Genomic DNA, 19,525 nt, shown 5'->3' with positions numbered 1-19,525 from the left:
TACAGGCCCCCGTTTAGTCATCGCTCAGTGCAATAAGAATGGCGACAGCTTCACTGCCCAGTTCCCCACCCGTCCGATCCATAACTCTATCGAAGCTGCGATACCTGGCGACCAGCCGATTAATCACCTTGACGTAACCGGTACGATCTAATTCCAGATGAAAAGCCGAATGAGTCAGCACCGAGACATTCTCACCAAAGGTTTCGTTATCAGGTCGCCGGGCGCGAATCGCATCACCTGTGCGTCTGAGTACCGTTACACAACGTCGTGGCGTTTCCTGCAGCACTACCGGCGAGTGGGTCGCCACGATGGCCACACCATTGCAGGATTTCAGCAGGGCAGAAATCAGACGCATTAGCGCCGATAACAGCGGCGGGTGCAGGTGGGTCTCAGGTTCGTCAATCAACAGCAGGGTTTTCTCTTCAATCACTTCCACCAGTTTAAACACACTGAGTATCACAATTTTATGCCCTGAACTCAGACGTTCAAATACCTCAGCGGCGGCCTGCAAATCTTCAGCGGCATCCAGCAGATGATCAAAGGGTAATTCTGCAAGTAATGGGTCATAACACAGATGTTCCAGGCAATCTTTGAGCAGGCTCTTTTTAGGTTCGTAGCGACAGGCTTTCAGGCTGTCACTGAACTCGTTGAAAAAATCCTGCTCTGTTTTACCGATGGTTACCGGCTTGTCCTCAAGATACATCACCTTTTTTGAACCGATATAGCTGTAGGTGACGTCATTATTTTTATCCAGCGTTATAATCGGTTTTGTTTCGAATTTCTCAAATGAACCAAAGGACATGGCTACTACGTTGGCAAAGGTTCCGCCGGAATGGTTGATCACTTGCCTGCTGCTGTCCCGCTGACGTCCGGTAACAAGATCAGAGATATCACGCAAAATAGTCGATTTGCCGACACCATTACTGCCGATAATCGCATGGATATTGCTGGGCAGAACCGAGTTTTGGTCAACAGAAAATTCGATGCTGATTTTTTCATTTTCGTGATTAACGTAAGAGAAAATGAATTCTGACAGTTGCCGTGCCCCTGCAAGTATGCGGCTAAAGTGGCCCTCAATGGTCGCAGTGGAAACATAACGTTGAAGCGAATCGGTCATCGCCTCACTGTTTTTATTTCTGAAATAGAGCTGCGGATTAAAGACGATATCATTCAGGCTGGTCAGAATACTTTCTCTCAGCTCAGGGCTGAGAGACATGATTTTCTCATAATATTCAGCATGCTGCCCTAACGAATAACAAAACCCCGGTAAGCGGTTGCTTTTCGTATCCAGCAGCGGGCGTTTATCCTGCAGATAATCTAACGGGCAACCTATTTTCAGATATCCCAAATCATGCCTTTTTGCCAGCCAGTCATAATACACCGCATAATACTTAGTATTAAACACGCCCCAGTCATCCCAGTTATCTTCCAGCAACAACAGAGTGCCTGGCTCTGGATCAAAATTGTGTTCATTTTTCTTAACAACATGCAACGTCAGTGACATAATCCCTCCATGATAAACGTCGTTTAATTTGCGTTAAGGCGCAATTAGTTCAACTTTTCTTTAGACTGAAATAATGAATAAAAATCTACCCTGTGTCAATTTCCGAGTTCATCTCAGGACGTCAGAAAAAAAGAGAAAAAATAGCTAGTAAAACAGCGATACAACGCTAATCTCCCTGTACCTGCGTACCAGAAAACGGAGAATGGATGTTAACCTCACAAACCCGCCAGAAATTCGCCATTTACGGCCTGATGTTTTTGCCCGGCTTCACCTGGGCTTCATGGGTCAGCCGCACGCCGGTGATGCGCGACTCGCTCAGCGCCACCACCGAGATGATGGGGCTGATCCTGTTTGGTTTCTCCTGCGGTTCAATGTTCGGCGTGTTTATCACCGGTAAGCTGATCGCCTGGATTGGCGCACGGCGCACCATTTTATACGGCATTCTGGTGCTGCTGGCGGGCGTCGTTACCCTGATGCTGGGTCTTGAGGAGCAGAGCCGGGCGCTGACCTTTATCAGCCTGATGTTGCTCGGTGCGGGCACCGGCATGGTTGATATCGTGGTCAACGTTGAAGGTGCGGCGTTTGAGCAGACGCTGAGTAAGTCGATCATGACCGTCATCCACGGATTCTTCAGCCTCGGCACGCTGGTCGGCGCGCTGGCGGGCATGGCGATGACCGCGCTGGATATCTCAACCCTGTATCATTTCACCGGCGTGCTGGCGGTGATCGTCGCCATGACCGCCATCGTGCTGCGCCACTTCCCGACCGCCAGCGCCCAGGCGCACGCCGACAATCCGCCGACCGGCAGCTTCACCGCTCAGGTGATGCGCGAGCTGCGCGACCGTCAGCTGTTGATCCTCGGCGTGGTAATCCTCGCGATGGCGCTGGCCGAAGGTTCGGCCAACGACTGGCTGCCGCTGATTATGATCGACGGCCATAATCTCGGCCACACCGCCAGCACCCTGGTGTACGTCGGCTTCACCGCCGGGATGACCGCCGGGCGTTTTCTCGGTGGTTATCTGGTCGACCGGCTCGGCCGCGTATGGATGCTGCGCGCCAGCGCGGTGTCGGCGGCGGTTGGGCTGGTGATTGTAATCTTCGTTGACCAGCCGTGGCTGGTCGGTGCGGCTGTGCTGTTCTGGGGCATTGGTGCGTCGCTCGGCTTCCCGCTGACCGTCTCCGCCGCCGCAGAAGGCGGCAACAGCGCGGTGCGGGTGACCATCGCCGCCACTCTGGGCTACTTCGCCTTCCTCGTTGGCCCGCCGTTCCTCGGCTTCCTCGGCGAGCACGCCGGCCTGCGTCTGGCGATGCTGCCGGTGCTGGTGATGGTGCTGCTGGCGCTGTTCTGCTCGGGTTCGGCGAAAAAGGCGCAGACGGCCTGACGGCAGGTTAACTGGCGGGCGCGGGCTGTTTATCCCTCGCACCCGCAACCGGGTATCAGGTACACAGTCCCCACAGGGTTGATACGGTGCCCGCCGCTTTCAGAGCACAACATCCGTAGGGTGCCCGAAAATCACGCAACCGCCTGCGGATGCCACTGCCGTTTGCCATCAAGCGCATCGAATCAAAGGGGTCAACGCGTGTTGTACGGCTCAGTCAGCGGCAGTAGGTGGTTCAGCCGTACTTTTGCTGGTGTTTTTTCTTCCGCGCCAGATAGTCCTTATCCTCGCGTAGCCTGTCCCAGCAGGCCTTAAACACCGCGGCAGCGGCTGCCTTCTCTTCATTGAGTTGATAAGGCAGGATCTTCTTATCCGCATCGTACTTGCGCCCGCCCGGATGATTGGCATAACGGCGGGCGCGGGTGTAGCCCATCTGAATAAATTTGCGAGCCATATCCATGCCGACGAAATCATCCTGCTCACGATACTGTTCGAACAGCTGCATGATTTTTTTCGACGACTGTTCGGCTGCTGCGACATCCTTAAAACGCCAGTAAGGCAGGATCTCACTTTTATAGGGTTCGACCATTAATACCCCCTGTTCGCCGCGCCCGACCTGATAGCGTTGCGGATCCCTGCGGAAGTCGATCTGTTTAAAGTCCTGCTGGTAATCAAACGCCTTCATGCCCAGACTCCTTTCGTCCATACCGTTAATGTGCTGCTGTCTGTTCAGTGCCTCCGTAAGCCTGGCACAAATCCGCTGATGCCCCACCCCGGCAGGATGTTGAGCATTACCTCTGCGCCAGGCTTATCGGAGGGCTCGGGCTGGCCATGGTGTCGTCTGGGGGGGCGCTTCGGAGTCTGCGCCTGGCTTATCGGGGGGCTCGGGCTGGCCATGGGGTCGCTGGGGGGTCGCTTCGGAGTCTGCGCCTGGCTTATCGGGGGGCTCGGGCTGGCCATGGTGTCGCTGGGGGGTCGCTTCGGAGTCTGCGCCTGGCTTATCGGGGGGGACATCCGGAACGCGGACACGCTGTAAATACGTCCCTGTACGCTCGGCGCCGCGCATCCCTGCACGTCGACGGTCCGCTTATCCGGATGTCCCCCCCGATTGCCCTCTGTCTCTTTTGTCGCTGCCTCAAAACCTATCTATCAGCAATCGGCATATGAAATCCACCACTGACTGCAACACAATTGCATGACTATTTACCTGAGTAGAAAGCTACACCGTTAACAGCAACGCAAGTGCCCGTAAGGGAGGCCGTTGGTGAACAGGTTAGCCGGGCGTATGCCGCAGGACGCGGCATCCGAGCCTACACGGACGTATTTACGGCGTCCCGGCGTTCTGTCACCAACGGCCGAACCCGGCACCCAGACAAAAAGCGATGCCCTTAATACAGCAACGCAAATGCCAGCAAGGGAGGCCGTTGGTGAACAGGTTAGCCGGGCGTATGCCGCAGGACGCGGCATCCGAGCCTACACGGACGTATTTACGGCGTCCCGGCGTTCCAAACCCGGCACCAGGACATACAGCGGTGCCCTTACTTACTACAGCAGCTCCGTTATCGCCTCTGCACTGAGCTGAACCAGCCCGGTTACCCCATAGTGGTAGCCGGTTTTAGCGTGGCGAATGCGGATTTCACGGATGTGCGGATTCGGGCTGGCGTCCAGCATCTGCCGGGTCAGCGGCAGAATCGCATCGCCGTAATCCTCAAACAGCTCACCGGTGGCAATCACCAGGCGGATATTGTGGATCGGTGCCGTACAACAGATGGCGAAAAACAGCGCTTCGGCAGTGCGCTGCACGCCGGCGGCGCGATCGTCCCCGGTGACGTTAAACGCCTGCTCGATCCCCCCCGGCCAGGGCAGGTGCACAATCTCCGGGTAAAAACCGTTCTCCCCGAGCCCAGGCACGCCGTGGGTGCTGTAGCCATAGCCGAGGCTGCCGAAACCCGGCATAAAGGCGACGTAAGACTCCCCCTGTGAACGCTTCGCCAGCAGCGAGTTGGTACAGTGGGCGATATTGTAGATACGGGTGACAATCCCGGTAGCCGCCTCAATCAGCGCCCTGAGGTTCACGTGGGTTTCGCGAAACAGCGGACAGTAGCGCACCACGCCGGTGTCCTGCTCAATTCCGCCCTGCAGCGCCAGGCTTACCACTCTGACCCGCGAGCGTGCCACACGGGGGACGGCACAGAGCGCGGCAATGGTCGCTTCGGTAAAGGCCACCAGCTCATCGGGGGCCAGCCGCGCGGGCAGCAGTATCTGATGGCTGGCGAGGGGGGCGGCCTGGGTCTGATAATCGTTAAGCGTGGCCTGCAGGCTACTCTTGCGCAGCATAATGTTAATGCTGAACAGGCTGCCGGACTTCACCGCCAGCCTCTGCTGCGGGCGGCCAAAGGTCACGTCGGCCATTTCCCGCTCCTCAATCAGCCCCTCGGCCAGCAGCTGTGCGGTCAGCTTGGTAATGTAAGCTTTGGTCACGCCAAGCCGCCGGGTCATCTCCGCCCGTGAAGCGTTTTCGCTGTGCAGGATGTTGAGGATCTGCTTCTTATAATCCACGTAAAAGTGCCTTAGCCTGTCCGGTTGCCTTGATCCCGCTAATCATAGCACTGCGACAGGCGGCTGGCTTTTGGTCACTCAGAGAAATTGCGCGGGGTGGTGAGGCAAACTGGCCGGGCAGGCGATTACTTCACCGTCACAATTATCCGCCGGTATGAGGTCAGCGACGGTTTGCCGTTATCGGTTACCGCGAGGATCAGATGCTCCGTGCCCGGACGCAGCGCTTTCACCTCAGCCTGTTCACCGCCGTTGTTACCCAGCGACAGCACCGCAGGCGCGTTCAGCCGGTCTTCACCCATGGTGCCCTGCAACGCATCCAGCGCCACCGGCGTTGAAATCGCTGAGGTGGCTTCCGGGTAGCGGAACCAGTTGTAGCTGAGTTTATCGCCGTCAGGATCTTTACTGCCTGCCGCATTCAGCGTCATCACGTCACCGGCCTTCGCCGTCAGCCTCAGCACCTGCTGACTGCTGTCGCCGTTGACCACCACCTGCGGATTATGGTTAACCTGCTCAAACGGCTTGATCCCCCACTGCATTCGCGCCGCGAAATCATGCTGGAACGCCTCACGCCAGCGCCAGATCGTTGCCTGGTTAGAGGTTACCGTTTTTCCGTCAGCGCCGGTCACCGTATCCGCACCGTTCGGGCTGCCGGGATAGAAATCGCCGCCGCTGGTCCAGACTGGCCGGGATTCATGCAGCGGCTGGCGCACGATATAACGCCCGCCCCACCCGCCCCAGCCGGGGTTCTGCTCGCTGTTCAGGCCGTTACGGATCAGGCCGAGAAATGCCGGGGTATCGCCTTCCATAATAAACATATACTTCAGATAGCCTTTGCCCATCGGCCCCTGGCTGCGGATGTGCTGATCCAGCCAGTGCTGCGACACGGTGGTGAAATCAGCGCCACTGCCGTTGCGGTAGTACATATCGCCGCTGATCCCGGTCCAGGTGGCACGCGCATAGTCCTCACCGCTCTGGCTGGACGGGTCGACGATATAGGTTATCTCCGGGTAGTGTTCCCGCACCCAGCTGCCCGCATCGTCCTGGTCGGAGATGGAGTAAACGATCAGGTTGCGGGTCAGCGCGCGCACCTGCTCCGCCGTCTGCTGCTGCGACAGATCCTGCAACGCCTGCGCCAGAGTATTGGCCCCGCCCCACAGGTTGATAAACAGCGGTCGGGCGCTATCCGTGCTGCGCTCAATGGCCTTCAGCAGCAGCGCGGAACCGTTGGTGCTTTTACCCGCACCGGTTGCGGCCATACCGTAGCTGGCCTGCCCGGGGGCGATCAACGTCTGCAACTGCGCCACCGCCGGATAACCCGGCGCGTGTTTCAGCAGGTTTGGCTGCACTTCGCCATAGTGCCCGACCACCAGCTTAATCATATCGGTGTGCACTTTTTCCTTCTGCCAGGTGCTGGTGGTCGCCACCAGCCCTTCCACCTGCATCTCGTTGGCGTACAGCAGGAAACGGGTCAGCGACATCTGGTCGTCCGGCTCGTTACCGATGTCGGTCAGCACAAAGACGCGCGGTTTCTGCTGGTACGGCAGCACCTTCCCGGCCAGCGCCTGGATCGTCGTTTCCGCCTGCACGGTGACCGGCATCGCCGCCACCAGCGAGCTGCACAGCGCGGCCAGCAAGGTTATTTTCATTGTTACTGTCTGCTTCTTCGCCATCACTTTCCCGTTTCCCTGTTGTTGCGCGTAGCGCCTGAATCACCGGCGTTCAACATAGTTAACCAAGGAAACAAAGTAAAAATAATTGGGCTGTTTTTGTGATATGGGTTGGATTATTCCTACGACACTACTTTACAAAGAATAACTTGTATCCAGCCCGCTAACCCTTATCATAGCGCGCACTGACTCAATGAGATCCTTAATGCGCACGCGACACACTCACGCCAGATGGCTTCTGCTGATTACCTGCCTGATCATGGCCCTGTGCCTGATCCAGCGGTCGTGGCTGCTGCGTGATGCACCCGTTGAAACGTCGCCGCAGGCGCAAACCCTGTCGGCTGTGTCAGCCACCGGGGCGTCGGTGCAGCAGGATCTCACCGTGAGTGGTAAACCCTGTGAGCTCAGCGCCCAGTCGCTGTTGGGCGCGCAACCGCTGTTCTTCGACAGCGCGATCCCCGTACTGATCTCCTTCCTGCTGCTGCTCGCCGTGTTCAGCGAACTGCGGCTCGAAATCTGGCGGGACAAACCCGACCCTCTTCCCCGATCCCGAATCCATCTGCAAAACTGCGTTTTCCATGAATAAATAACGGCCTTTATTTCATTTAAGGTCAAAAAATTTCACTGGAGAAAACAGAATGTTAGCTACCATCAGGGGTGTATTCCTCCTGTTGCTGCTGTGCGCCGGTATTGCGCAGGCGGCAGACACAGGCTGGATGCAGACCCCACAAAATACTCACGCCCGCGTTCGTATCAGCGCGGAACAGAATCAGAACAGCGTTAACGCACTGCTGCAGGTTGAACTGGCCCCCGGCTGGAAAACCTACTGGCGTTCACCCGGCGCGGGCGGCGTTGCGCCGGCAATTAAGTGGAGCGGCGACACCCGCGCGCAGTGGTTCTGGCCAACCCCGCAACGTTTCGATATCTCTGGGATCAGCACCCAGGGCTATGACCGGCAGGTAACGATCCCGCTGGTTATTGAGCACAGCGGGACCGCACCGCTGTCCGGCACCCTGACGCTGTCTACCTGCAGTAACGTCTGCGTGCTCACCGACTATCCGTTTACCCTCGATCTCAATCAGGGGGCCGACGCGCAGTTTGATCGCGCATTCAGCGACGCCATGGCAACCATCCCTGCTCAGGACGGGGTAACCCAGGAAGTCAGCGCGCGCCAGCAGGGCGACCAGCTGCTGATCACCGCCCGTACGTCCGACAACTGGCAGCTGCCGTCGGTCTATTTTGATCCGTTAAGCAACGGCGTTACGCCAGGTGAACCCACGCTTGAGGTGAACGGCAGCGAGCTGACCGTGAAGGTGCCGGTCACCGACGAATGGGGCGAAGGGGCAGGCAACCTGAGCGGTGAACCGCTCTCAATGGTGATTGCCGACGGCGACAAAGCACAGTACGTAACGGCGACGATTAACCAGGGTGACGCGACTGCCGGAACGCAGCCCGCCGCCGCCGGTTCACTCTGGGCCATGCTGCTTATGGCGCTGGCCGGGGGGTTGATCCTCCACCTGATGCCGTGCGTGCTGCCGGTGATGGGTATGAAGCTCGGTTCGGTGCTGAGCGCCGGTGCCGATCGTCAGCGCATCCGCCTGCGCTTCCTGCTGACCACCGCCGGGATCCTGACCTCGTTTGCCGTACTGGCCGGGCTGGTCACCGCGCTGAAGCTGAGCGGCATCACGCCGGGCTGGGGCACCCAGTTCCAGAACCCGTGGTTTATCGGCTTCCTCGTTGTCGTTTCGTTCCTGTTTGCGCTCAGCCTGCTGGGGCTGGTACAGCTGCTGTTACCGTCCGCGCTGAACAACCGGCTGGCGACGGCCGGTGGCAACTCGCTGTCCGGCAGCTTCTATGAAGGAGCATTCGCCACGCTGATGGCAACCCCGTGCTCCGCGCCGTTCCTCGGTACCGCCGTCGCCTGGGCGTTCTCGGCCTCACTGCCTGAGATGTGGCTGATTTTCCTGACGCTGGGGCTGGGTATGAGCCTGCCGTGGCTGCTGGTAGCCCTCGTTCCACGCGTGGCGCTGTGGCTGCCTAAGCCTGGTCGCTGGATGAATACGCTGAAAGTGCTGCTGGGACTGATGATGTTCGGCTCCAGCCTGTGGCTGGTTACGCTGCTGAGCAGCCATACAGGACCAACGGTGGTCGCGGTGATTTCGCTGGTGATGGTCTGGGTGACGCTGGAAGCCTTACTGAAAACCCAAGATAAAACGCATCGTGGTGCCCTGCTGCTCACCGCCGTGCTGGCCGCCGCCGGTGGCTGGCAGATCCATGCGCTGGTCGATCCGACCTATGTGAATGAAAAAACCAGCCGCAGTGCCGCCATCAACTGGCAGCCACTGAGTGAAGAGGCGCTGAGCCAGGCGCTGGCCGCCAATAAAAAAGTGTTTGTCGATGTATCAGCGGACTGGTGCATCACCTGTAAGGTTAACGAACTGCGCGTTCTGAAGCGTCCTGAAGTGATCGAGGCACTGAATCAGCCCGACGTAGTGGCGCTGCGCGGTGACTGGAGCCAGCCTTCGCAGGCCATCAGCGACTTTTTGCAAAAGCGTAACGCTTACGCTATTCCATTTAATCAGGTGTATCAGCCCGGCGACGATCGCGGCCATACCCTACCCACGCTGCTGGATACCTCCGGTTTGCTTGATGCACTAAACAAGAGCAATTAATGATGAAAAAACTTATCCTTGCCACGCTGCTTTTCTCCGCCTCACTGCAGGCGGCGGCCCCCTTCACCGCGGAACAGGAAGCGCGTATTCAGGCGCTGGTGCAGGAAACCCTGCTCGCCAACCCGCAAATTCTGGCGCAGGTGGCGGAAAAACTGAATCAGCAGAACACGGCAGCCAGTGATGCACAGTTCCGCAAAACGCTGCAGGAGAACCATGACGCCCTGTATAACGATGCCAACTCACCGCGCATCGGCGCAAAAAAAGCCGACCTGACGCTGGTGGTGTTCAGCGACTATAACTGCCCGTACTGCAAAAAATTCGATCCCTACATGGAAAAGATCGTGGAGAAGTACCCCAACGTCGCCGTGGTGATCAAGTTCCTGCCCTACCGCTCGGAAAGTTCGCTGACCTCAGCACGCGATGCGCTGACGCTGTGGAAACAGCAGCCCGATCAGTTCCTTAAGTTTAACAAGGTGCTGATGTCTAAGGTCGGCTACCACGATGACGCCAGCATCGCTGCGGCGAAGAAGAAAGCCGGTGTCAGCCTGACCAAAGCCGATGAGCAGAGCAGGCAGACCGTTGAACAGAGCCTGGCGCTGGCCGAAAAGCTGGGCATTCAGGGCACACCGGCCACGCTGATTGGCGATCAGATGCTTTCCGGCTGGGTGCCATATGAGCAGTTTGAAGCGATGGTTGGCGAAGCGCTGAAGAACGCGAAATCATAATCTTAGCGGCAGGCGTTAGGCGCCTGCCGGGCAAACGGAGTGAATTATGCCTTACCGGTATCTGACTTTGCTCACGGCTCTGCCGCTGATGGCCGGGGCCAGCGAAACGCTGCCCCCGGCCGTGCAGCACATTGAGAAACAGGGCATCACCATTATTAAAGAGATTAAAACACCGGGCGGGCTGCGCAGCTGGCTCGGTGAGTATCAGGGGACCGGGGTGAATATCTGGCTGACGCCGGACGGTCAGCACGCCATTTCCGGTTATCTGTACGATGCCGAGGGTAGTAACCTCAGTGAGCAGGTGATTACCCGTGAGCTGTACGTGCCTCAGGGGCGTGAACTGTGGAAAAAACTCAGCGCAACGGCGGGGATCCGCGAAGGTAACCCGGCGGCAAAACGCCAGGTGGTGGTATTTGCCGACCCGTTCTGCCCGTACTGTAAGCAGTTCTGGGCCGCCGCCCAGCCGTGGCTGAAATCCGGCAAGGTACAGCTCAATACGCTGCTGGTGGCGGTGATGAATCCGCAAAGCGGCCCCCACGCTGCCGCGATCCTGAACGCCGCCGATCCGGCTAAGGCATGGAGCGACTATGAGCTTTCCAACGGAAAAACGCTGCCGCCGTTCCCGGAACAGACGCCGAAGGCGATTTTCAACGCCCTGCAGTATCACCAGCGGCTGATGGACGAAACCGGCGCCAACGCCACCCCGGCTATCTACTATATGAATGAAAAGCAGGAGCTGCAGCAGGTGGTCGGCATGCCGACGGAACAGCAGCTGCAGGCGATGTTTGGCGAGAAGTGATTGCTGAAAAAACGGCACTCTCAGTACGCTGAAACAGAACGTTTGCTTAGCGGTCCTGCGACTTACGGATTATATCAGCGGTTATAGCGTAACAGAGAAGCACTCTGCGTCCAGCAGGGTGAAACTGAACTGACGCTGCGACGAGCAGATCACCTGCCGATCGCGGGTAACGAAAATGGCCTCAATTTCCGGCTGCTCTTTCAGGCATCTCAGACCCTGCTCCACGCCCATGCCATACAGCAGCGTGGTCCAGATATCGCCGTCGATCGACTGGTCTGAGATTACCGTCACACTGAGCAGTTCGTTATCCAGCGGATAACCGTTTTGCGGGTCAAGGATATGGTGATAGCGGCGGCCATTCAGCTCAAAATAGCGTTCATAAACACCCGAGGTCACCACCGATTTTCCGCTGACCGAGACTACACCGATCGGTTCGCCTTCGCCGCCATACGGCCGCCTCAGGCCAATCCCCCACGGCTGCCCGGCACTGTTGCCCAGCGTCTGCACGTTGCCGCCCAGATTGATCAGCGCATCCACCACGCCCTGCTGGCGCAGATAATCACGCACCACGTCGGCGATATAGCCTTTGGCAATTGCGCCGAGGTCGATTTCCATCCCGGCCTGCGGCAGAAACACCGAGCGGGCGGCCGGATCAAGCACCACCTGACGGGCATCCGTCAGCTTCAGCAGCGCGGTAACGTCGGCCTGCGGCGGCACGCTGTTGCCCTGAAAGCCGATTTTCCAGCGCTTGACCAGCGGGCCGATGGCGAAGTTAAAGGCGCTGCCGGGCAGCACGCTGACCTGGTGTGCCCGCGCGATCAGGTTGAACACCGGCTGACTGACCTGCACCGGGTACTGACCGGCCGCCAGATTGACCGTCATCACCTGGGACAGCGCGGTGCGGTCCGCAGCGGCATCCGGCAGCGGACGGTTAACGGTCAGCAGGTTCTCCTGCTGTTTAATCAGCCGAAAAACGTTGCGGGCCAGCGGCTCGTCCGGCTGCGGCAGCTTTAGCAGGATCGGCGACCCCATCATGACAGCCTGGTAGGCGTAGAATCCCGGTTGTGACATTGTCACGTCTCCAGTAAAAAAGGCAGGGAGTTCTCCCTGCCTGTATGCGGCGTTAGCGTCAGATAATATGCTGTGCACATTCCTTCAGACAAGCGCACGGGTTGCACCGGTTTACTTCATGCCGCCAGCCCCGCTCATACGCCAGACTCACTAAGCAGGGTTAGCAACTCAGCAACTAAGCCTGCGCCCCCTGCCTGGCAAACGCCGCCGCGTTCCGCCCGGAGAGGATACCGAAGATAATAATATCCGCCACCGCGTTTCCGCCGATGCGGTTAGCGCCGTGAATGCCGCCGACCACTTCACCAGCGGCCCAGGCCCCCGGGATCACCTGCTGCTGTGCATCCAGCACCGCGGTATCGGTATTAATGGTCACGCCGCCCATGGTGTGGTGCACGCCGGGGGCGATGCGGATGGCGTGGTACGGGCCCTGATCCAGCGGGTGGCGCAGCGCGGTAGTACGGCCAAAGTCTGCATCGTTCTGCAGCTCAACGAAGCCGTTATAGCGTTCCAGCGTGCTCTGCAGGCTGGCCTTGTCCATATTCAGCTTCACCGCCAGCTCGTGCGGCGTTGGCGCGGAGATCACAAACCCTTTGGCGATATACTCATCGGCGGCCTTATTGTTGCGCCGCACCTGGTCGTCAAAGACGATCCACGCGCTCTTCTCCGGCAGGGCGATAATCTCAGCCGATACCTTATCGCGGGTCTCCATTTCGTTACAGAAGCGCTGACCGGCCTGGCTGACCAGGATCGCTCCGCCGCCGCGAATCGCCTCAGAAACGAGGTAAGAGGTGGTCTGCTCAACGGTCGGGTGGATCTGAATTTCGCCCATATCCACGGTGCCGGCGCCAATCTTCTGCAGCATGGCAATGCCGCTGCCGGTCGCCCCTTTATGGTTGGTGGTAACAAAACCGTCCAGCTCCGGCCGGTACTTCACCACCATCTCACGGTTGGCGCTGAAGCCGCCGGTGGCAACAATCACGCTTTTAGCATTCAGGATGCGGCTGTCGTTATATTCGTCCACCACCTTCACGCCGCAGACCGCGCCGTTCTCGGTCAGGATCTCTTCGACCGAGGTCTCCAGCAGCACTTCGATATTGCGCTGGTTAACGTTCTTGACCAGGCCGCTGATCAGGAAGCCGCCGACCGCCGAACGGTCCGCCGGGCGGTGGGTGCGGTCAATGCTCATGCCGCCGGTAATGGTAATATCGTTCAGCTCGATGCCGTTGCCCGCCAGCCACTCAATGGCCTCCGGCGCCAGGTTGACGAACTCGCGCAGCAGCTGCGGGTTGTTTTTAAACTTGCCGCCCTTCAGCGTCTCGTCATAAAACAGCTCTTTGCTGTCCTCAATACCTTTCAGCTTCTGGAAGCGGGTTTCTGCCGCGTTCATGCCCACCGAAGCTTTAATGGTGTTACCGCCGATGGTCGGCATCTTCTCGATAATCACCACGTGCGCCCCGGCGTCGCTGGCCTGAATCGCCGCCGCCAGCCCACCGCCGCCGCTGCCGATCACCACCACATCGTAGTTCTGCGGCGCCTGCGGGTTACCGCCCTCTTCAATCACGTGCTCTTTGCTGGAGGTGGTCATCGCGCGGGAAACGGCTTTTTTCAGCGCCTCGCTCTGGGTGGTCGCCCCGGTAATCGCATCGACGTGCGGGCTGTTGGCCACCAGCATACGGTTACGCAGGCTCTCGAAGGTGCTGGTAAAATCGACGTCCAGCGAGTCGTCCGGCACCAGGGTAATATCGGTGATACGGTCAGTATCCAGCGTGACGTTGATTTTCAGCTTCAGCGCTTCGGCTTCCACCTTCTCCTGATAGACGCCGGCCTTGTATTTACGGCCACCGACGCTGACGTCGCGGATCATCGCATCGACCAGCGAGAAGCGCCACAGCGGTTCAGGAATGTTCAGCTCTTCACGGCGGGTGCTGTCGATAAACAGCTCCAGATGGTCGTTATTGATAATCCGGTCGGCCCAGTCCGGGTAGGCGATACAGGCTTTACCGATCGCCACCAGATCGTAACCGTGTTCCAGCGCGCTTTCGGCATCAGCCTTGTTGATCACCCCGCCCACGCCGATCACCGGCACCTGCGCCAGCCGCGCCGAGCGCTCGGCCAGGTAACGGGTGATCAGCGGCGTCGGGTCATCGCGATCGACAATCGACGGGCGCAGCAGCTGGCCGACCGAGAAGTGCACGTAGTCCAGCCCCTTTTCAGCCAGCTTATCCAGCAGGAACAGGGTGTCGTCGAAGCGGATGCCCGGCACCTCAATCTCTTCCGGCGAGAAGCGGTAGCCGATAATAAAGTCGGCGTCGGCAAAGCGTTGCGCCATTTTATGGGTGATATCCAGCACCGCCAGCGGGAAACGTGCGCGGTTATCGCGGCTGCCGCCCCACTGGTCGTCACGCTGGTTGGAGTTCGGCGAGAAGAACTGCTGGATCAGGTAGGTATTAGCGCCGTGGATCTCCACGCCGTCGAAGCCGGCCTTAATGGCGCGGTTTACCGCATCACCAAATTTGGTGATCATCACTTCGACCTCTTCACCGCTCAGCGCGGCGGGCACGGTGGCCCCGGCACGCGGCGCGGCAATGGCGCTCGGTGCCACCGGCGTGCGGCCGCCGATCAGCTCCGGCTCGACCATGCGGCCGCCGTGGTAAATCTGCAGGATCGCCTTCGAGCCGCGCGACTGGATCGCCTCGGCGATACGCGCCAGGCCAGGAATTTTGTTATCGCTGTCGATGGCGATGGCGCCGGGGAACGCCGGGCCTTTGGCATCGATAAAACAGCACTCGACGATCACCGTGCCGATGCTGCCGGCGCGGTCGCGATAGTAGTCAACCAGTTCGCGGGTCACCGAGCCATCGTGAAAGCCGGTACAGGTGGTCATCGGTGCCATCAACAGGCGATTTTTCAGCACGGCACCGTTAGGAAGTGTGAGTGGGTTCAGGACTGGGGTGAGCGTACTCATGAGGTGAACTCCAAATTAAACGTTTTGAATTCTTTTGCAAGCGCCAACTTTTTCAAGTGGTCAGACAACATGGAATTAATATACCCGTTTACATGGCTTAATTGCTATTAATTTAGTAATTCGCTGCGTTAAAAAACAGACGTTATTTAATTGAAGAAGGAAGGTGATCGCCAGACACTGATTGTTAACCAGGCATTGACAAAAATCAACTTTTCATTTACAAGATAAATAATCCCTTCATGATCATAACGTTAAATTCATGCACTGGACTTGTCGTGCAGGGCGACTACAGTTAAGTGGGTCAAAATCTCACTGTAAGAAAATCCTTACTATTTAAATGATGACGATTTAACGCAAATAAAAGCTCAGCCCGATTTTTATTGATCCAGATCAAATTTCTTATTTACGGAAGTCGCATCATATTCACATAAAGCCAATATCGTCAGATGTGCTAAGACACAAACGATAACCCAGGCAGATGCTCAGGTTAAGTAACCGGACGATTACAAAAAGCACCTGTCATGCCGGGGCGCAAAACGATTCTTCTCAACGTGCAGATAAAAACTATGAAAACAACAGTGATAAATGACCCGCGCAAGGCGCAAGCCTCACCGGGCGCAAAGAAACACCTGCTGATGCTGTTCCTTCCGGTACTGGTCGCGGTACTGCTGCTGCTGGTGCCGGTCCCCGCCGGGCTGGAACCCTATGCCTGGCACTTCTTCGCCATCTTCGTTGGGGTGATTGTCGGGCTGATCTTTGAACCGCTGCCCGGCGCGGTGATCGGCCTGACCGGGGTGGTGATTATCGCCCTGTTCAGCCAGTGGCTGCTGTTCAGCCCGGCCGAGCTGGCCGATCCGAAGTTCAAAACCGCCACCCAGGCGTTTAAGTGGGCGGTGAGCGGCTTCGGTAACTCGACGGTGTGGCTGATCTTCGGTGCCTTTATGTTCGCCGCCGGCTACGATAAAACCCAGTTTGGCCGCCGTCTGGCGCTGATTCTGGTGAAATATCTCGGCCGCCGCAGCCTGACGCTCGGTTACGCGATTACCTTTGCCGACCTGCTGCTGGCCCCGTTCACCCCGTCGAACACCGCGCGCAGCGGCGGCACCATCTACCCGATTATCGCCAACCTGCCGCCGCTGTACGGTTCCAAACCGAACGACCCGAGCGCGCGTAAAATTGGTTCTTATCTGATGTGGGTGGCGATCACCGCCGCCTGTATCACCAGCTCGATGTTCCTCTCGGCGCTGGCCCCGAACCTGCTGGCGCTGGCGCTGGTGAAAAGCGTGGTCGGCTTTGATATCTCCTGGGGCATGTGGTTCCTCGCCTTCCTGCCGCTGGGCCTGCTGCTGCTGCTGACCATGCCGCTGCTGGCTTACTGGCTCTACCCGCCGGAAGTGAAGTTCAACGACGAAGTGCCACGCTGGGCGGTCAGCGAGCTGGAAAAACTCGGCCGCCTGAGCCGCAACGAGATCCTGCTGCTGGTGTTTGTGGTCTCGGCGCTGCTGATGTGGATCTTCGCTACCGCGTGGATTGAACCGGCGATGGCCGCGCTGCTGGTAGTGGTGCTGATGCTGTGGACCGGCGTGCTGAACTGGAACGACATTACCAGCAACAAACCGGCCTGGAACACCTTCGCCTGGTTCGCCACCCTGGTGGCGCTGGCGGATGGCCTGGCCCGCGTTGGCTTTATCGCCTGGCTGGGCAAAGAGGGCGGCGAGCTGCTGCAGGGCTATGACCCGCAGGTCTCCGCGGTGGTGCTGATGATCGCCTTCTACCTGCTGCACTACCTGTTCGCCAGCACCACCGCGCATACCACCGCGCTGCTGCCGGCGATGCTGACCATCGCCGCCGCCATCCCGGGCATCAATATGCCGGTGTTCTGCCTGATGATGTGTACCTCACTGGGCGTGATGGGCATTATCACCCCGTACGGCACCGGCCCGAGCCCGATTTACTACGGCAGCGGCTATCTGCCAACCAAAGACTACTGGCGTCTGGGCACCATCTTCGGCCTGCTGTTCCTGGTGCTGCTGATGCTGATTGGCTACCCGTGGATGGTGTTGATGTTCTGATTCGCCCAATCGGAGATGAAGATGTTGCGTTAGTGTTATATCATCCTTTCCCGCCGCCCCTCCCGTGGGGCGGCACCATAAAAATAAACTGCATTTCCATTTAGCCTGAACCGCAGCGGACTCCGTGCGGCTGCGGCTGATTAAGTGAGCAAACCATGTCAAACAAAGCGTTTTACTATCAAAACCCGTTTCCCCTCGCGAAAGAAAAAACCGAATACTATCTGCTGAGCAAAGAGCACGTCTCAGTCGCCGAGTTTGACGGCCAGCCGGTGCTGAAGGTCGAACCACAGGCGCTGACCCTGCTGGCGCAGCAGGCTTTCCACGATGCCTCGTTTATGCTGCGCGCCTCCCATCAGCGCCAGGTCGCCGCGGTGCTGGCCGACCCGGAAGCCAGCGAAAATGATAAGTACGTGGCGCTGCAGTTCCTGCGTAACTCCGAAATTGCCGCCAAAGGCGTGCTGCCCACCTGCCAGGACACCGGCACCGCGATTATCCTCGGCAAGAAAGGCCAGCGGGTGTGGACCGGCGGCGGCGACGAAGCGGCGCTGTCACAGGGGGTGTATAACACCTACCAGACCGATAACCTGCGCTACTCGCAAAATGCCGCGCTGGATATGTACAAAGAAGTGAATACCGGCACCAACCTGCCGGCGCAGATCGACCTCTACAGCGTCGATGGCGAAGAGTACAAATTCCTCTGTATGGCCAAAGGCGGCGGCTCGGCCAATAAAACCTACCTGTATCAGGAAACCAAAGCGCTGCTCAGCCCCGGTAAACTGCTGGCGTACCTGACCGAGAAGATGCGCAGCCTCGGCACCGCCGCCTGCCCGCCCTACCATATCGCCTTTGTGATTGGCGGCACTTCCGCCGACAGCACGCTGAAAACGGTGAAGCTGGCCGCCACCCACTACTACGACGAACTGCCGACCGAAGGTAACGAACACGGCCAGGCGTTCCGCGACACAGAGCTGGAGCAGCAGCTGCTGCTGGCCGCGCAGCAGCTCGGCCTCGGCGCACAGTTCGGCGGCAAGTACTTTGCCCACGATATCCGCGTGGTGCGTCTGCCGCGCCACGGTGCCTCCTGCCCGGTGGGCATGGCGGTCTCCTGCTCGGCCGACCGTAATATCAAGGCGAAAATTAACCGCGACGGCATCTGGATCGAGAAGCTGGAAGAGAATCCGGGGCAGTATATCCCGCTGGAACTGCGCCAGCAGGGCGAAGGCGACGTGGTGCAGGTAGACCTTAACCGGCCGATGAGCGATATCCTGGCGGAGCTGACGAAGCACCCGGTCTCCACCCGCCTGTCGCTGAGCGGCACCATTATCGTGGCGCGCGATATCGCCCACGCTAAACTGCAGGAGCGCATCGACAGCGGTGAAGGCCTGCCGCAGTACGTCAAGGATCACCCGATCTACTACGCTGGTCCGGCCAAAACGCCGGAAGGCTACGCATCAGGCTCCCTCGGCCCGACCACCGCTGGCCGCATGGACTCCTACGTCGACCAGCTGCAGGCCAACGGCGGCAGCATGATTATGCTGGCCAAGGGCAACCGCAGTAAGCAGGTCACCGACGCCTGCCACAAACACGGCGGCTTCTACCTCGGCAGCATCGGCGGCCCGGCGGCGGTGCTGGCACAGCAGAGCATCAAGAGCCTGGAGTGCGTGGAGTACCCGGAGCTGGGTATGGAAGCGATCTGGAAAATCGAGGTGGAGAACTTCCCGGCGTTTATTCTGGTGGATGATAAGGGCAATGACTTCTTCCAGCAGATTAACGACAGCGCCTGCGGGAAGTGCGTGCGCTAGGTTTTTCAGGCCACCACCGTACTCGCCAGCGCCCGGTACAGCTTCTCCTCCGTCACAGTGAAGGGTAAATGGACGGCGCTGGCAGGCGGGACGTGAATATCGCGGGCGATCTGCCGAAGGATCGCCTGCGGCTCAGGCCCCAGCGCCGTCAGGCTCAGCGGGCTGTTAAAACGTTGCAGCAGTTGCAGTAACTGCGGGTCGGCCACGCCATCATACTCCAGCAGCGACTGGACAAGCAGGCTGTAGCCGACCACTTCACCGTGCAGCAGACCGTGCAGCTGCGGCTGATGGGTCAGCCGGTTGTGGATCT

Annotated in this window: 13 protein-coding genes and 1 pseudogene; 7 read left to right on the top strand and 7 right to left on the bottom strand. The window is 58.6% G+C overall.

Annotated features, from left to right (window positions below; all coding sequences use genetic code 11):
- Positions 1–13: 13 nt before the first annotated feature.
- Positions 14–1,504 (bottom strand): AAA family ATPase, encoded by a 1,491-nt coding sequence (locus NV64_RS18730; protein ID WP_082502314.1) that lies wholly within the window; start codon positions 1,502–1,504, stop codon positions 14–16.
- A 206-nt stretch (positions 1,505–1,710) separates the two neighbouring features.
- Between NV64_RS18730 and NV64_RS18725 the strand changes: the two genes are divergently transcribed.
- On the top strand, positions 1,711–2,886 hold the full coding sequence (locus NV64_RS18725; RefSeq protein WP_101506530.1) for an MFS transporter: 1,176 nt from the start codon (positions 1,711–1,713) through the stop codon (positions 2,884–2,886).
- A gap of 232 nt (positions 2,887–3,118) precedes the next feature.
- Here the strand turns inward: NV64_RS18725 and NV64_RS18720 are convergent, their stop codons facing one another.
- The 3 genes from NV64_RS18720 to NV64_RS18705 all read right to left on the bottom strand — a co-directional run bounded on the left by NV64_RS18720 (position 3,119) and on the right by NV64_RS18705 (position 7,088).
- Positions 3,119–3,568, bottom strand: a complete 450-nt coding sequence (locus NV64_RS18720) for a DUF4385 domain-containing protein (protein ID WP_056234371.1) — start codon at positions 3,566–3,568, stop codon at positions 3,119–3,121.
- A gap of 860 nt (positions 3,569–4,428) precedes the next feature.
- Complete coding sequence (locus NV64_RS18710; RefSeq protein WP_056234365.1) at positions 4,429–5,442, bottom strand: helix-turn-helix domain-containing protein; 1,014 nt, start codon at positions 5,440–5,442, stop codon at positions 4,429–4,431.
- Positions 5,443–5,567: 125 nt separating this feature from the next.
- Entirely contained in the window at positions 5,568–7,088 is a 1,521-nt protein-coding gene (locus NV64_RS18705) for a DUF1593 domain-containing protein (RefSeq protein WP_101506528.1), read from the bottom strand.
- A gap of 280 nt (positions 7,089–7,368) precedes the next feature.
- Between NV64_RS18705 and NV64_RS18700 the strand changes: the two genes are divergently transcribed.
- From NV64_RS18700 to dsbG, 4 genes are read left to right on the top strand one after another with little or no spacing between them, the layout of a single operon-like run.
- A complete protein-coding gene (locus tag NV64_RS18700; protein WP_158239907.1) occupies positions 7,369–7,695 on the top strand; it encodes a hypothetical protein in 327 nt (108 codons plus the stop codon).
- 52 nt (positions 7,696–7,747) lie between these two features.
- Complete coding sequence (locus NV64_RS18695) at positions 7,748–9,781, top strand: protein-disulfide reductase DsbD (protein WP_101506526.1); 2,034 nt, start codon at positions 7,748–7,750, stop codon at positions 9,779–9,781.
- 2 nt (positions 9,782–9,783) lie between these two features.
- Positions 9,784–10,506 carry a DsbA family protein gene (locus NV64_RS18690; RefSeq protein ID WP_056234353.1) on the top strand — a complete coding sequence of 241 codons (723 nt, stop codon included), beginning with the start codon at positions 9,784–9,786 and terminating at the stop codon, positions 10,504–10,506.
- Between the two features lie 46 nt (positions 10,507–10,552).
- Positions 10,553–11,305, top strand: coding sequence for a thiol:disulfide interchange protein DsbG (gene dsbG, locus NV64_RS18685; RefSeq protein WP_056234350.1), 753 nt, complete (start codon positions 10,553–10,555; stop codon positions 11,303–11,305).
- 81 nt (positions 11,306–11,386) lie between these two features.
- Here dsbG and NV64_RS18680 read toward each other — a convergent pair whose 3' ends face one another.
- Entirely contained in the window at positions 11,387–12,376 is a 990-nt protein-coding gene (locus NV64_RS18680; protein WP_101506525.1) for an FAD:protein FMN transferase, read from the bottom strand.
- A gap of 175 nt (positions 12,377–12,551) precedes the next feature.
- The gene (locus tag NV64_RS18675; protein ID WP_056234345.1) at positions 12,552–15,341 is read right to left on the bottom strand and encodes a flavocytochrome c; all 2,790 of its coding nucleotides are present in this window, start codon (positions 15,339–15,341) and stop codon (positions 12,552–12,554) included.
- 566 nt (positions 15,342–15,907) lie between these two features.
- Here NV64_RS18675 and NV64_RS18670 point away from each other — a divergent pair.
- Both NV64_RS18670 and fumA read left to right on the top strand, forming a co-directional pair.
- Positions 15,908–17,413 (top strand): DASS family sodium-coupled anion symporter, encoded by a 1,506-nt coding sequence (locus NV64_RS18670; RefSeq protein ID WP_056234647.1) that lies wholly within the window; start codon positions 15,908–15,910, stop codon positions 17,411–17,413.
- A gap of 155 nt (positions 17,414–17,568) precedes the next feature.
- Positions 17,569–19,215, top strand: a complete 1,647-nt coding sequence (gene fumA, locus NV64_RS18665; RefSeq protein ID WP_056234341.1) for a class I fumarate hydratase FumA — start codon at positions 17,569–17,571, stop codon at positions 19,213–19,215.
- A 5-nt stretch (positions 19,216–19,220) separates the two neighbouring features.
- Here the strand turns inward: fumA and NV64_RS24210 are convergent.
- Positions 19,221–19,525: pseudogene (locus NV64_RS24210) on the bottom strand (oxidoreductase); the annotation flags it as partial.

Origin of the sequence: Erwinia sp. B116, from assembly GCF_002865965.1 — a bacterium.
Taxonomy (GTDB): Bacteria; Pseudomonadota; Gammaproteobacteria; order Enterobacterales; family Enterobacteriaceae; genus Erwinia.
This window is presented reverse-complemented; position numbering and strand designations above follow the sequence as displayed.